The sequence below is a fragment of the Sphingomonas sp. CCH21-G11 genome, from assembly GCF_001555965.1.
Taxonomy (GTDB): Bacteria; Pseudomonadota; Alphaproteobacteria; order Sphingomonadales; family Sphingomonadaceae; genus Sphingomonas.
Genome location: NZ_LSHX01000009.1, coordinates 1 through 14,110, shown reverse-complemented (window position 1 = coordinate 14,110; position 14,110 = coordinate 1). Strand labels below are relative to the sequence as shown.

The following is a 14,110-nucleotide window of genomic DNA, read 5'->3' as shown; positions in this document are numbered from 1 at the left end:
TCGCGACGTCCTTCAGCACCCGCTGGCGCAGCGCGATCGCCGACAGGTCGCTGACGTTGCGGCGCATCGTGTCCTCGGCATAGGCGCCGCCATCGGCATAATCGAACAGGAAACGGGGCAGGCGGCGGCGGGCCGCCTCGCGGAAATCCGCGGTCGAGGAGATGATCATGCCGCTCTTCTGATCGAGCGTTCGGCGTCTGCCAAGTGGCATGGAGGGTCAGATGGTGGGCATGTGTCGCGGCAGGTGCCGTTGCGTCGCGGGACGGCGCGATACCGACGGCACCGCGCGTCCTCATCCAGCTGATATCAAAGGACGGTGGCTCCCCGGGCCGGATTCGAACCAGCGACCGATCGGTTAACAGCCGATTGCTCTACCACTGAGCTACCGGGGAATGCCTGGTCAGCGGCGGGCGTCGCCTCCGCGAGAGGCGCGCCTATAGCAGCGAGTTTCAGCCGAACGCAAGCGGTTCAAGCAATGAATTGCTCCATCGTGATCCGCTCGTCCAGCGCGTGTTCGGGATCGAACAACAGGGTCAGTTCCTGGCTGCGGTCGATCTCGACATCGACGCGCACGACGTCGCGCACCTCGCGCTGATCGGCGACCGCGCTGACCGGGCGTTTTTCGGCTTCCAGCACCTCGACGCCGATCCGCGTCTTTTCGGGCAGGATCGCGCCGCGCCAACGGCGGGGGCGGAACGGACTGATCGGGGTCAGCGCGAGCAGCGCGGAGCCGAGCGGCAGGATGGGGCCGTTGGCGGACAGGTTGTAGGCGGTCGATCCCGCCGGCGTCGCCACCAGCACGCCGTCGCAAACGAGTTCGGGCAGCACCGGCCGGTCGTTGACATGGATCGCCAGCTTGGCGGTCTGGCGGGTTTCGCGCAGCAGCGACACTTCGTTGATCGCCGGCAGGACGACCACCTCGCCCGCGATCGTCGTCGCGGTCATGCGCAGCGGCGTCACGCGAAACGCCTTGGCCCGGTGCAGCCGGCCGTCGAGGTCACCGGCATCCCAATCGTTCATCAGGAAGCCGACGGTACCGCGATTCATGCCGAACACCGGCACGATGCGGCGGCGCTCCAGCATAGCGTGCAACGTCTGGAGCATGAAGCCGTCGCCGCCCAGCGCGACGATCAGTTCCGCCTGATCGAGCGGCACCCAGTCATAGCCGGCGTCGAGTTCGGTGACGGCGGCGCGGGCCGGATCGGCGGGGGAGGCGAGCAGCGCGCGCCGGGCGGGAATGCTCATCCCCCGGTCATGCTCATGTAGCGCGCGACTGTGGGCGTGGCGCCGGGCGCGATGCGGAAGTCGTGGCGCTCGGGCTTGATCGCGAGCGCGGTGTCGATCGCGTCGTCGACCGCCGCCAGCCCGCCCGAACGGATCGCGGTCTTCAGGTCGACCTGGTCGTCATGGCCCAGGCACGCGAACAGGCGTCCGTCGGTGGCCAGCCGGACGCGATTGCACCCCGCACAGAAATTGCCGGTCAGCGGCGTGATCAGCCCCAGCCGCGTGCCAAACGGCGCAACCCGCCAATAGCGCGCGGGCCCGCCGCCAGCCCGGCCGTTGTCGGGGGTGAGCGCGAACATGGCCGCCAGCCGCGCGAACACGGTGTCGAGCGGCACGAAGCGGTCGGCGCGGTCCTCGTCGATCCGGCCAAGCGGCATCGTCTCGATCAGTGTCAGGTCATGGCCCTGGCTGCCGCACCAGGCGAGCATCTCGGGGATCTCGTCCTCGTTCAGCCCGGCGAGCGCGACCATGTTGATCTTGATCGCCAGCCCCGCCGCCCTTGCCGCCGCGATGCCATCGAGCACGCGGGCGACATCGCCGGTGCGGGTGATGAACCGGAACCGATCGGGATCGCGGCTGTCCAGGCTGACATTGATGCGGCGGATGCCCGCGCGGGCCAGCGTTTCGGCATGTTCGGCCAACCGGGTGCCGTTGGTGGTGAGCGTGAGTTCGTCGAGGCCATGATCGACATGCCGGCCCAGCCGCTGGATCAGGTCGATCGCATCGCGCCGGACCAGCGGCTCGCCGCCGGTCAACCGGACCCGCCGCACCCCGCGCGCGATGAAGCGTTCGACGATCATCGCCATTTCGTCGAGCGTCAGCAGCTCGGCGCGCGGCAGGAACGTCATCGTCTCGGCCATGCAATAGCGACAGCGCAGGTCGCAGCGATCGGTGACGGAGACCCGCAAATAGCTCACCTGACGGCCATGTCGGTCAATCAGGGCGGGGGCGGCGGCCATGGCGGCAGAGCTAGGCCCTCTTGCCCCCCCAAACAAGTGCGATTGGCGCGGGGCGAGACAGCAGCTAGACCCTCGCGATGCTACGAGCGTTTCGATGATCCTTTCGCCTCCTTCCACGACGTCGCGGCCGATTTTCGTCCTCTCTTTTCGCCAGCGCGACGAGCTCGCCGCCGCGCTGTCGGCGGACGGGTGGCAGGTCATCGCCGCGCGCCGGGACGAGGGGACGGCCGGGCGGCTCGCGTCGAGCGGCGCGCCGGTCGCGATCGTCGACGCGCGCGGCGCGATCGAGGAGGGGCTGGCCGCGATCCGACGGCTGTCCCCGCTGATCGAGGCGAGCGGCGGCGCGCTGCTCGCGCTGGTGTCAAAGATCGACAGCGACCGGATCGGGCATGTCCATGATGCGGGCGCCACCCATTTCCTGTTGAGCCCGATGCGCGCGCCCGAGATCATCCAGGCGCTGCGCTTCGCCTGTCGCCATGTCGAGCGGGTCGCGGCGGATACCGGCGCGCAGGCCGCGATCGCGCGCGCGGTGCCGGTCGAGACGCTGGGCTTTCGCTATGATCCCGCGGACCGTTCGCTCCAGGCGACGCAGGGGCTGGCGCGCTGGCTGGGCACCCCCGATGCGCCGTCCCCCCGAATGCTGCTGCGCCGACTGTCGCCGGAGGATCGCGTGCTGGCGCTGACGGCGCTGCGGCGGCTCGACGATGCGCGCGGTTCGACCGCGTTCGCCGCCGACTTGCCCGGCATCGGTCGCTCGGTCGCGCACCTCCAGCGCGACGCGCGCACCCGCCGGCTGCATGTGCTGATCGAGCCGCTGGGCCGCACGCCCGAGCCCAGCCTGGCGCTGCGCGAGGCGCTGGCCGACGCGCGCGACGCCAATGCCGCGCGGCGCTGGATCGAGCGGCGCCTGGCGGCGGACGCGTCGGTTGCCGTCATCCTGATCGGTATCGGCCAGTTCGCCGCGCTCAACACCGCCTTTGGCCGCGCGTCGGGCGATCAGGTGCTCGGTGCGCTGCTCAAGCGGATCGAGGCCCCGGTGCGCGAGCTGTTCGGCAAGGCGGCGATCGTAGCGCGCGTCGGCGGCGCGGAGTTTCTGGCGGCGGCGGCGACCGCCGATCCCGCCCGCGTCGAGGTCGCCGTCGCGCGGATCGAGGCAGCACTGGCCGCGCCGTTCCTGATCGGCGACCGCGCGATGACGCTCGATGTGCGCTCCAGCGTTGCGTGGAGCGGGCCGGGTGCCGATGCCGCGACGATGCTGCGCCAGGCCAGCGCCGCGCTGGTCGAACCCGCGGCACCCGTCACCGCTCCCACCGATCACGCGGCCACGATTTCCGCCCAGTCGCTCGACCAGCTGGGGCGCGACGTCGTCGCGGCGCTTGACGCGCACCAGATCGACATCCTGTTCCAGCCCCAGGTCGCGACGTCGACCGGGCGGATCGAAGGGGTCGAGGCACTGGTGCGGTGGCGCCACCCCGCGCTCGGCGAACTGGGCGCGGAGACGCTGTTCGCATCCGCCGTGCGCGCGGGGATCGCGCCCGCGCTGTCCGAACAGGTCCAGCGCCACGCGCTGGCGCTTGCGGCGACATGGACCGGGGCGCTCGCGCGCCTGCGCCTGTCGATCAACGTGACGGCGGAGGATGTCGCGCGGCCGAGCTTTGCCGACGCACTGCTCGACCGCATCGATTCGAGCGGGTTTCCGCGCGACCGGTTGACGGTCGAGATCACCGAGAGCGGGCTGATGGAGGATCTGGGTCAGGCCGCGCGCCTGCTCGCCCAGCTGCGCACCGCCGGCTGCCGCGTCGCGATCGACGATTTCGGCACCGGCTATTCCAGCCTCGCCTATCTGAAGGCGCTGCCGCTCGATTATCTCAAGATCGACCGCAAGCTGAGCCAGGACATCGCGGGTTCGCCACGCGACCGGGTGGTGGTGCGCGGCGTCATCGACATGGCCCGCGCGCTGGGGCTGACCGTCATCGCCGAAGGGGTCGAGACCGAGGAACAGCTCGACCTGCTCGCCAAGGAAGGCTGCCAGTATTTCCAGGGCTTCCTGTGCGCCGGCCCGCTGACCGTGGAGGAGCTGGCGGCGCTGGTCTGAGCGCGCGCTAGGGGCGCAGCAACATTCCCGCGACAGCCGCCGCCGCAAGGATCGCCGGCGTCACCCAGCCGCCCTTCAACCGCCACGCCGCGACGGTGGCGAGGACCAGGATGGCGAGCCCGAGCAGGGGCTGGGCCAGGCGCGGTGCCAACGCCGTCCCGAGCTGGACCGTGGTGGCGGCGATGATCCCGACCGCGGCGGCGGCAACCCCGGCCAGCGCGCGGCGCAGCGCGGGTGCTTCGACGATCGCCTCCAGCCGCTCGAAGAAAATCAGCGAGAAGGCGAAGGCAGGCAGGAACATCCCCGCCGTGATCGCCAGTGCCCCCGTCGGCCCTGCGGCGACATAGCCGGCAAAGGTCGCGAAGATGACGAGCGGTGCGGGCAGCATGCCGGCGACCGCGACGCCGTCCAGAAAGCTCGCATCGCTGATCCAGCCGCGCCCGACCGTGTCGGCGCGCACATAGGGAATGGCGGTGTACGCCCCGCCAAAGGTCAGCAGGCCGCCCTTCAATCCGGCGATGAACAGCGCGCCGATGCTGGCGGGCGTGGCGCTGTTGGCCGCGTCGCCGCCGGGGCTCCAGTCGACGGTCAGTGCCGCCACCGCGATCGCCACCGCCAGCACCGCCAGGGCGAGCCCGCGTCGCGCGGCCAGGCCATAGGCGAGGCCGCCCGCGATCAGCGGCAGCCAGAAGGGCACGCCGATCAGCGTCGCCGCCAGGCTGGCGCCCGCGATCACCGCCAGCGCCGCATCCTCGATCACATGCCTGCCGATCCGCCACACCGCGCGCGCGATCACGCCGATGACGGCGATCTGCACCGCCAGCAACAGGCCGGGCAGGCTGCCGCGCGCCTCCACCCAGCCGACATAGGCCCATGCCGCCGCCAGCATCAGCACAAGTCCCGGGAGCATGAAGCCCAGTCCGGCGAGCAGCCCGCCGATCCGCCCGCGCGCCAGCATGCCCATGTGCACGCACAATTCATGCGCCTCGGGCCCCGGGAGCACCTGCATCACCGCCAGAAGCCGGTTGAAGCGCGCCGAATCGATCCAGCGTTCGGTATCGACCAGTTGGTGGCGCAGCATCGCGATCTGCGCGACCGGCCCGCCAAAGGCGAGGCAGCCGAAGCGCAAGAACTTGAGGAACAGGGCACCAGGGCCGATGGCCGGGGGGGCGGGGGTATCGGTAAGGTCCATCAACGTCGCTCCGTCGCCGCGGGCGCGGCGGGTGGAGCGGACTTGGACGGTGACCGTCTGAACGGGCGTCCGCGCCGGCCCGTTGGACGCTCGACTACCGGCCGATTGCCGCCGGTGTCAACGCCTCACCCCGCCGCCTTGGCCAGCCCGCGCGAGATCTGCAGCGCCGCATTGAGCCGCGCCTTGGGATTGGCCCAGGCGCGCGTCACCACCAGCTTCATGTCGGGACGCAGCTTGGCCGTCCCATCCAGCCGCGCCACGTAGCTCAGCAGCCCGTCGACATTGGGAAAGCGATCCTCGTGGAAATGGACGAGCGCGCCCTTCGGCCCGACGTCCAGCTTGGCGATGCATGCGGCCTTGGCGTTCAGCTTGGTCTCGATCAGCGTCAGCAGATTCTCGGTCGGCTCGGGCAGCTTGCCGAACCGGTCGATCAGCTCGGCGGCGAACGCTTCGATCCCCTGGCGGTCCTCAACCTCGTTCAGGCGGCGATACAGGCCCATGCGCAGATCCAGGTCGGGGACATAGTCCTCGGGGATCAGGATCGGTGCGTCGACGGTGATCTGGGGCGAGAATTCCTTGGGCCGGTCGTCGCGAAGCCCGCCGGCCTTGGCGTCGAGGATCGCATCCTCCAGCATCGACTGATACAGCTCGTAGCCGACTTCCTTGATGTGCCCCGATTGCTCGTCGCCGAGCAAATTGCCCGCACCGCGCAGGTCGAGGTCGTGGCTGGCAAGCTGGAACCCTGCACCCAGGGACTCCAGGTCGGACAGCACCTTCAGCCGCTTGTCCGCCGCTTCGGTGACGATGCGCTGGGGTGGGGTGGTGAAATAGGCATAGGCGCGCGTCTTGGCGCGCCCGACGCGCCCGCGCAGCTGGTAAAGCTGGGCGAGGCCGAACTTGTCGGCGCGGTTGATGATGAGCGTGTTGGCGCTGGGAATATCGAGCCCGGATTCGACGATCGTGGTCGAGAGCAGCACGTCGTAGCGCTTGTCGTAGAATGCCGACATCCGCTCCTCGACTTCGGTCGGGCTCATCTGGCCGTGCGCGACGACGAAGCTGATTTCGGGCACGTCCTTGCGCAGGAACTCCTCGATGTCGGGCAGGTCGGCGATGCGCGGGGTGACGAAATAGGCCTGGCCGCCGCGATAATGCTCGCGCAGCAATGCCTCGCGCAGCACCACCGGATCCCACGGCATTACATAGGTGCGCACCGCGAGGCGATCGACCGGCGGCGTCTGGATGACCGACAGGTCGCGCAGGCCCGACATCGCCATCTGCAGCGTGCGCGGGATCGGCGTCGCGGTGAGCGTCAGCACATGGACATTGGCCTTCAGCGCCTTCAGCCGCTCCTTGTGGGTGACGCCGAAGCGCTGTTCCTCATCGACGACCACCAGGCCCAGGCGCTTGAACTCCAGCCCCTTGGCGAGCAGCGCATGGGTGCCGATGACGACGTCGATCGTCCCCGCCGCCAGCCCCTCCTTGGTCGCCTTGGCCTCGGCCGCGGTGACGAGGCGGGAGAGGCGCCCGACCTCGATCGGAAACCCCTCGAACCGCGCCTTGAAGTTCTGGAAATGCTGGCGGGCGAGCAATGTGGTCGGGCAGATGATCGCCACCTGCATCCCGGCCATCGCCGCCACGAACGCGGCGCGCAGCGCGACCTCGGTCTTGCCGAATCCGACATCGCCGACGATCAGCCGGTCCATTGGCTTGCCGGCGCTTAAGTCGTCCAAGACATCGGCGATCGCGCGGTCCTGATCCTCGGTTTCCTCATAGGGAAAGCGGTCGAGGAAGGCGGGATAGCCGCTGGCGTCCGGCTCAGCGACGTCGCCGGGGCGCAGCGCGCGGGCGGCGGCGGTGGCGATCAGCTCACCGGCGATTTCGCGGATGCGCTCTTTCATCCGGCTCTTGCGCCGCTGCCATGCCTCGCCGCCCAATTTGTCGAGCGACGCGCCTTCCTCATTCGCGCCGTAACGCGAGAGGACTTCGAGATTCTCGACCGGCACGTAGAGCTTATCGCCGCCGGCATAGCTGAGTGCCACGCAATCATGCGGGGCCTGCTGCACCGGGATCTGGGTCAGCCCCTCATAGCGCCCGATGCCGTGATCGGCGTGGACCACCAGATCGCCGGGCGACAGCGTTGCCAGCTCGTTCAGGAACGCATCGGTCGACTTCTTGCGCTTGCGCCGCCGCACCAGCCGGTCGCCCAGCATGTCCTGCTCGGTCAGCAGCGCGACATCGGGGGTGGTGAAGCCATGGTCGAGCGGCAGGACGATGAGCGGGACGATGCTGGCCGCTGCGCCTAGTGCTTCCTGCCAGCCATCGACCAGCCGGGTGGTCTTCAGCCCATGATCGGCGAGCAACCCCGACAACCGCTCGCGGGCGCCGATGGAGTAGCTGGCGAGGATCGGACGCTTGCCGGCTTTGCGCAGCGCCGCGACATGATCGACCGCCGCGTCATAGACATTCTGGCCGCCGGTTCGCTCGGGCGCGAAGTCGCGCGGGCCATCGACCTGGAAATCGAGCACCGTCTTGCTTTCCGGCTCGTGAAAGCTGGTAGTGAGGTGCGCGGGCGCGTCGCCCAGGCGGCGCTGCCATTCGTCGGCGAGCAGATAGAGCTGGTCGGTGCCGAGCGGGCGATAGCTGCCCGGGTCGGACGACTGGGCGCGCACGCGATTGGCCTGATAGTCGGCGATCGCCTCGAACCGCTGCTCGGCCGCGGCCTGGCCCGCACCATCTCGCAGGATCACCGCATCGGCGGGCAGATGGTCGAACAGCGTCTCCAGCCGTTCCTCGAACAGCGGCAGCCAATGCTCCATCCCCGCCAGCCGCCGCCCGTCGCTGATCGCTTGATAGAGCGGATCGCCGGTCGCGGTCGCGCCGAAGCGTTCCCGATAGCCGGCACGGAACCGCTTGACGCTGTCCTCGTCGAGCAGGGCTTCCGACGCGGGCAGCAGGGTGAAGCCGTCGACCCGGCCGGTGGTGCGCTGGTCGGCGGGGTCGAAGGTCCGCACGCTTTCGATCTCGTCGCCGAAAAAGTCGAGCCGCAGCCCTTGTTCGGAGCCCGAGGGGAACAGATCGACCAGCCCGCCGCGCACCGCGAACTCGCCGGCGTCATGGACGGTATCGACGCGATGATAGCCATTGGCCTGGAGCAGCTGCGACAGCCGGTCGAGCGAGATGCGCTCGCCCGGCGCAAGCCGGGCGACCAGCTGGCGGATGCGGAACGGGGTCAGCGTGCGCTGGATCGCCGCGTTGACCGTGGTCAGGATCAGGCGCGGGCGATCGGGCTTTTGCTGCAGGCGGTGGAGCGTCGCCAGTCGCTCCGCCATGACCCGCAATGTCGGCGACGCGCGGTCATAGGGCAGGCAGTCCCAGGCCGGAAAGCACAGCACGTCCAGCTCGGGCGCGAAATAGGGCGCGGTCGTCTCGATGCTGCGCATCGACGCTTCGTCGGGCGCGATGAACACCGCGCCACCCCGCGCCGCGCGCGCCAGGTCGGCGAGCAGCGCGGGCTGGAAGCCCGTCGGCACGCCCGCCAGGGTCAGCGGGGCGCGGGCAGCAAGGATGGCATCGAGTTGCGGCATGAGATCTCAAGCAAGAAGCCCTCTCCCCCACGGGGAGAGGGTTGGGAGAGGGGGAATAAAGAGCGGAAATCAGAAAGCCGGGCTTCCCCTCTCCCCTGAAGGTGAGAGCGAGTCTGTCGCGATCGGGATGTAGTCCAGCGCGTGCATCCGCTCCATCATCGCGCCCGCGAACCGCTCCGGCACCGGCGCCGTGCCGATCGCCCACGCCATGATGTCGACATCCTGTTCCTCCAGCAGCGCCTCGAACCAGTCGATCTCGGCCATGTCCCACTGCGCATGGTGGCGGTCGAAAAACCCGCCGATCAGCAGGTCGGCCTCCTTGGTGCCGCGATGCCAGGCGCGAAAGCGCAGGCGCTTGATACGGGTGTCGCGGTCCATGTGCGGCTAGGCTCCAATGACGATGGGCCGGCGGCGCTGGCAAGCGCAGTCGGCTGGGATGCTCAGCCGGACAACTTCAACCAACCCGCTCATCCTGAGTAGGGGCTGAGCTTGGCGAAGACCCGTATCGAAGGACGCGCCCGGGTTCTGTGTCCTTCGATACGCGCCTTCGACTTCGCTCAGTCGCTACTCAGGATGAGCGGGGAATCGACTGTACGTCGTCAGGCTATATAGCGGCAGATAGTCATGCGCCCCGATCTGCTCAACCCGTTGTTTGCCGAGGTGACGGCGCTGAAAGGCATCGGCCCGGCGCTGGCGCGCCCGCTCGAGCGGCTGGGGCTGGCGCGCATCGTCGATGTGCTGTTCCACCTGCCCACCGGGTGGATCGACCGGCTGCCGCGTGACGAACTCGACATCACCGATACAGGCCGCGTCATCGCGATCACCCTGACCCCGGTCGACATCCGCACCAGCGCCGGTCGCGGACCGACCCGGGTGCGCGCGGTCGACATGGCCGGCAATCACGTGGCGCTCGTCTATTTCGGCGGCAATTCCGCCTGGGTGAAGAAGCTGTTTCCGCTCAATGAGCCGCGTCGCGTCTCGGGCAAGCTGGAGAGCTATGGCCAGGAGCTGCAGATCGTCCATCCCGACTATGTCGGCGACCCCGACGACACCGGCGCGCTGGCAATGCGCGAGGCGGTCTATCCGATGTCGGAGGGGATCACCTCGCGCCGGATCGCCCAGCTCGCCGAACAGGCGATCGCGCGCGCGCCGGTGCTGCCTGAATGGATCGAGCCGGGGCTGAAGGCGCAGCATGGCTGGCCCGGCTGGCGCGAGGCAGTCGCGCGCATCCATGCCGACCCGGCGGATGCAAAGGCGCGCGAGCGGCTGGCCTATGACGAGGTGTTCGCCAACCAGCTGGCGCTGATGCTCGTGCGCGGCGCGGCGCGGGCGAAGCGGGGGCGCGCGCTGACCGGCGACGGGCGGCTGCGCGCGCGGCTGGACCTGCCCTATGCGCCGACGGGCGCGCAGGCGCGCACGATCGCGGAGATCGAGGGCGATCTGGCACAGACGCAGCCGATGCTGCGGCTGCTGCAGGGCGATGTCGGATCGGGCAAGACCTTGGTCGCGATCATGGCGCTGCTGATCGCGGTCGAGGCGGGCGCGCAGGGGGCGATGCTGGCGCCGACGGAGATCCTGGCGCGCCAGCACTATGACACGCTCAGCCGGATGCTGTCGGGCCTTGGCATCCACGTTGCCGTGCTGACTGGGCGCGACAAGGGGCGGGCGCGCGAAGCCACGCTGATGGGGCTTGCCGACGGGTCGATCGACATCTTGGTCGGGACCCATGCGATCTTTCAGGACGCGGTGCGCTACAAGGATCTGGGACTGGTGGTGGTGGATGAGCAGCACCGGTTCGGCGTCGCCCAGCGGATGATGCTGCAGGCCAAGGCGGAGCGGCCGCCGCACCTGCTGGTGATGACGGCGACCCCGATCCCGCGCACGCTGACGCTCGCCCAATATGGCGAGATGGACGTCAGCCGGCTGGACGAGATGCCGCCGGGGCGCGAGCCGATCCAGACCAGCGTGATCAGCGAGGACCGGCTGGGTGAGGTGGTCGACGGGCTGGCGCGGCATCTGTCGGGCGGTGGCCAGGCCTATTGGGTGTGCCCGCTGGTCGAGGAGAGCGAGAAGAGCGACCTTGCCGCCGCCGAGGCGCGGGCCGAAGCGCTGCGCGCGCGGTTCGGCGACCGGGTGGGGTTGATCCACGGGCGGATGAAGCCGGCGGACAAGGACGCGGTGATGACGCGCTTTGCCGCGGGCCAGCTTGGCGTGCTGGTGGCGACGACGGTGATCGAGGTGGGGGTCGACGTGCCCAACGCGACGCTGATCGTGATCGAGGCTGCGGACCGCTTTGGCCTGGCCCAGCTGCACCAGCTGCGCGGGCGGGTGGGGCGTGGCGGGGGCAAGTCGGTGTGCGTGCTGCTGCGCGGCAATGCGCTCAGTGAGACATCGCGGGCGCGGCTGGCGTTGATGCGCGAGACCAATGACGGCTTCCGCATCGCCGAGGAGGACCTGCGGCTCCGCGGCGCGGGTGAGCTTCTGGGCACGCGGCAGTCGGGGGAGGCGCAATACCGGCTGGCGACGCCCGAGATGCTGGCCGAGCTGCTGCCGCCGGCGACCGGGGACGCGCGGTTGCTGATCGACCGCGACGGCGGGCTTGAAGGTGCGCGCGGGGCGGCGGCAAGAATCGCCTTGTATCTGTTCGAGCGGGATTCGGCGGTCGCGCTGTTGCGGTCGGGCTGATCCCTGGCGTAGCGCAGGGGCCATGCAATTGCTTCTGCCCATCCTGATGACGCTGATCGCCGGCATCGGCATCGCGATCCAGCCGCCGACCAACGCGGTGCTGGCGCGGGCGTCGGGATCGGTGCTGCTGGCGGCGCTGATTTCGTTCGCGGTGGGCACCGCGATCCTGCTGGTCGTGTGGGCGTTCAGCGACCGGGGATCGATTGCGGGACTGCGCCAGGTGCCGTGGTGGTCGTGGCTGGGCGGGCTGTACGGCGCGGTGTTCGTCAGCGCCGCCGCCTATGCGGCACCGCGGCTGGGGCTGGCGACGATGCTGACGCTGGCGATCGGGACGCAGCTGACCGCGGCGCTGGTCATCGACCAGTTCGGGCTGCTTGGGCTTGCCCGTTCACCGGTCACGCCGGTGCGGCTGGCGGGATTGGTGCTGTTGCTGGCGGGCGTCGCGCTGATGCTGCGCCGGGGCTGATCCAGGGATCAGCGGCGGAGCAGGCCGGCGAGCAGTTCGTAATAGCTGGCGCGGTCGATCGGCTGTTCGAACTGACAGCCCATCCGCCCGCCGAGCCACCAGCGCACCTCCGCCACGGTCACGCCGATCACCGGCATGTTGATGCGGATGCGGGTGCCGGGGGCGTATTCATCCTCGCATCGCGCCATCAGGCCGTGGGGCGAGATGTTGACGACAAGCAGGTTGATCGGCCGCGCATCGGGGCCGAAGGCGCGGGCGCGGTAATGCACCTCGTCGCGTTCGACGGCGCGCTGGTCGACAATGGCCAGATTGGTCGCTCGCATCGCCATGCGTGAATTCCCTTAACAGGCTGGGCACCAGGCTAGGGCGACAGGCGTGAACAGCGCCGCAATGAACAGGGTTAGCAAGCGGTGAATCGCACCCGCATGCGACCAGCCGAAACCCTCACCCCGCCGGGCGCAGCAGCCCGTGATGCTTCTTGCCCGCCGAGACGCGCACCTCGCCCGCAACCGCCACGGTCGCGGCCTCATCGGCCACCTTCTCCCCCTCGACCCGCGCGCCGCCGCCCTTGATCAGCCGCCGCGCCTCGCCCTTCGACGCGGCAAAGCCCAGCCCGACCAGCGCATCGACCAGCGCTATCCGGCCCCCCGCCACCGGAAGCACGGGCAGCGCACCGCCGGCCGCGCCCTCCTCAAAGGTCCGGCGCGCGGTTTCCGCGGCTGCTTCGGCGGCGTCGCGGCCGCGGCACATGGCGGTGGCCGCATTGGCAAGCACCTTCTTCGCCTCGTTGATCTCGGCGCCTTCCAGCGCCTCCAGCCGGGCGATTTCGTCCAGGGGCAGGTCGGTGAACAGGCGCAGGAAGCGGCCGACATCGCGGTCGTCGGTGTTGCGCCAGAATTGCCAGTAATCATAGGCGGGCAACGCGCCCTCGTTCAGCCACACTGCGCCCGACATGGTCTTGCCCATCTTGCCGCCGTCCGCCGTGGTAATGAGCGGGGTGGTGACGCCATAGACCTCCGCACCGGCCACGCGGCGGGTGAGTTCGATGCCGTTGACGATATTACCCCACTGATCCGACCCGCCCAGTTGCAGCCGGCAGCCGAAGCGGCGGTTCAGTTCCAGGAAATCATAGGCCTGGAGGATCATATAGTTGAATTCGAGGAAGCTGAGCGATTGTTCGCGATCGAGCCTGAGCTTGACCGAATCGAAGCTAAGCATCCGGTTGACCGAGAAATGCTGGCCGATGTCGCGCAGGAAGGGGATATATTCCAGCCGGTCGAGCCATTCGGCATTGTCGAGCAGCACCGCGTCGGTCGGGCCATCCCCGAAGGTCAGAAAGCGTTCGAACACGGTGCGGATCGACGCGATGTTCGCCGCGATCGTCTCCGCCGTCATCAGCTTGCGTGCTTCGTCCTTGAAGCTGGGATCGCCGACCTTGCCGGTGCCGCCGCCCATCAGCACGATCGGCTTGTGCCCCGATTGCTGGAGCCGGCGCAGCAGCATGATCTGAACCAGGCTGCCGACATGCAGCGACGGCGCGGTGGGATCGAAACCGATATAGCCGGGCACGACCTGTTTCACGGCGAGCGCGTCGAGCGCCGCCGCGTCGGTCATCTGATGGACATAGCCGCGCGAGGTGAGCAGCCGGACGAGATCGGAGGAGGCGTCAGTCATGGTTGCGCGCCCATAGCGAAGGCGGGGGCGGGTGTCATGCGGCGCGTGGCGGCGCGGCGGAAGTTGACACTGGGTTGACACTGTCGGGGTGGTACCGGGTGGCGCGCGCGGGGGCGAAGTTGCGGAAGTTGCGAGCTGTGTGGCGTTGCGCACGGACGGGCGCGGCGGGGG

11 protein-coding genes and 1 tRNA gene are annotated in these 14,110 nt (G+C 69.3%); 3 read left to right on the top strand and 9 right to left on the bottom strand.

What is annotated here, in order from left to right; translation table 11 throughout:
- From AX676_RS17600 to moaA, 4 genes are all read right to left on the bottom strand, one after another.
- Positions 1–169: alpha-hydroxy-acid oxidizing protein (locus tag AX676_RS17600; protein ID WP_197417211.1), on the bottom strand; the 169-nt coding region annotated here is incomplete at its 3' end.
- A 148-nt stretch (positions 170–317) separates the two neighbouring features.
- Positions 318–392, bottom strand: a tRNA-Asn gene (locus tag AX676_RS01535).
- A gap of 76 nt (positions 393–468) precedes the next feature.
- Positions 469–1,245: an NAD kinase gene (locus AX676_RS01530; protein WP_066478077.1), complete on the bottom strand. Its 777-nt coding sequence runs from the start codon at positions 1,243–1,245 to the stop codon at positions 469–471.
- The gene (moaA, locus tag AX676_RS01525; protein ID WP_066478076.1) at positions 1,242–2,243 is read right to left on the bottom strand and encodes a GTP 3',8-cyclase MoaA; all 1,002 of its coding nucleotides are present in this window, start codon (positions 2,241–2,243) and stop codon (positions 1,242–1,244) included. Before moaA ends, AX676_RS01530 begins: the two co-directional genes overlap by 4 nt.
- Positions 2,244–2,337: 94 nt before the next feature.
- Between moaA and AX676_RS01520 the strand changes: the two genes are divergently transcribed.
- Positions 2,338–4,338, top strand: a complete 2,001-nt coding sequence (locus AX676_RS01520) for a putative bifunctional diguanylate cyclase/phosphodiesterase (RefSeq protein WP_066478074.1) — start codon at positions 2,338–2,340, stop codon at positions 4,336–4,338.
- Positions 4,339–4,345: 7 nt separating this feature from the next.
- Here the strand turns inward: AX676_RS01520 and chrA are convergent, their stop codons facing one another.
- The 3 genes from chrA to AX676_RS01505 form a co-directional block, all read right to left on the bottom strand.
- Entirely contained in the window at positions 4,346–5,530 is a 1,185-nt protein-coding gene (gene chrA / locus AX676_RS01515) for a chromate efflux transporter (protein WP_066478069.1), read from the bottom strand.
- A gap of 125 nt (positions 5,531–5,655) precedes the next feature.
- Positions 5,656–9,114 carry a transcription-repair coupling factor gene (gene mfd / locus AX676_RS01510; RefSeq protein WP_066478067.1) on the bottom strand — a complete coding sequence of 1,153 codons (3,459 nt, stop codon included), beginning with the start codon at positions 9,112–9,114 and terminating at the stop codon, positions 5,656–5,658.
- Positions 9,115–9,183: 69 nt separating this feature from the next.
- Positions 9,184–9,492 carry an FAD assembly factor SdhE gene (locus tag AX676_RS01505; protein WP_066478065.1) on the bottom strand — a complete coding sequence of 103 codons (309 nt, stop codon included), beginning with the start codon at positions 9,490–9,492 and terminating at the stop codon, positions 9,184–9,186.
- A gap of 246 nt (positions 9,493–9,738) precedes the next feature.
- On the opposite strand from AX676_RS01505, the gene recG reads away from it, so the two are divergent.
- A complete protein-coding gene (recG, locus tag AX676_RS01500; protein ID WP_066478064.1) occupies positions 9,739–11,799 on the top strand; it encodes an ATP-dependent DNA helicase RecG in 2,061 nt (686 codons plus the stop codon).
- A gap of 22 nt (positions 11,800–11,821) precedes the next feature.
- Positions 11,822–12,265 carry a DMT family transporter gene (locus AX676_RS01495; RefSeq protein ID WP_066478061.1) on the top strand — a complete coding sequence of 148 codons (444 nt, stop codon included), beginning with the start codon at positions 11,822–11,824 and terminating at the stop codon, positions 12,263–12,265.
- An 8-nt stretch (positions 12,266–12,273) separates the two neighbouring features.
- Here AX676_RS01495 and AX676_RS01490 read toward each other — a convergent pair whose 3' ends face one another.
- Complete coding sequence (locus AX676_RS01490; protein WP_066478059.1) at positions 12,274–12,594, bottom strand: PilZ domain-containing protein; 321 nt, start codon at positions 12,592–12,594, stop codon at positions 12,274–12,276.
- A 115-nt stretch (positions 12,595–12,709) separates the two neighbouring features.
- Entirely contained in the window at positions 12,710–13,939 is a 1,230-nt protein-coding gene (gene tyrS, locus AX676_RS01485; RefSeq protein WP_066478057.1) for a tyrosine--tRNA ligase, read from the bottom strand.
- Between the last annotated feature and the right edge of the window lie 171 nt (positions 13,940–14,110).

Coding starts and splice junctions, on each gene's coding strand:
- AX676_RS01530 (WP_066478077.1), bottom strand. CDS start 1,245: ATGAGCATTCCCGCCCGGCGCGCGCTGCTCGCCTCCCCCGCCGATCCG.
- moaA (WP_066478076.1), bottom strand. CDS start 2,243: ATGGCCGCCGCCCCCGCCCTGATTGACCGACATGGCCGTCAGGTGAGC.
- AX676_RS01520 (WP_066478074.1), top strand. CDS start 2,338: ATGATCCTTTCGCCTCCTTCCACGACGTCGCGGCCGATTTTCGTCCTC.
- chrA (WP_066478069.1), bottom strand. CDS start 5,530: ATGGACCTTACCGATACCCCCGCCCCCCCGGCCATCGGCCCTGGTGCC.
- mfd (WP_066478067.1), bottom strand. CDS start 9,114: ATGCCGCAACTCGATGCCATCCTTGCTGCCCGCGCCCCGCTGACCCTG.
- AX676_RS01505 (WP_066478065.1), bottom strand. CDS start 9,492: ATGGACCGCGACACCCGTATCAAGCGCCTGCGCTTTCGCGCCTGGCAT.
- recG (WP_066478064.1), top strand. CDS start 9,739: ATGCGCCCCGATCTGCTCAACCCGTTGTTTGCCGAGGTGACGGCGCTG.
- AX676_RS01495 (WP_066478061.1), top strand. CDS start 11,822: ATGCAATTGCTTCTGCCCATCCTGATGACGCTGATCGCCGGCATCGGC.
- AX676_RS01490 (WP_066478059.1), bottom strand. CDS start 12,594: ATGGCGATGCGAGCGACCAATCTGGCCATTGTCGACCAGCGCGCCGTC.
- tyrS (WP_066478057.1), bottom strand. CDS start 13,939: ATGACTGACGCCTCCTCCGATCTCGTCCGGCTGCTCACCTCGCGCGGC.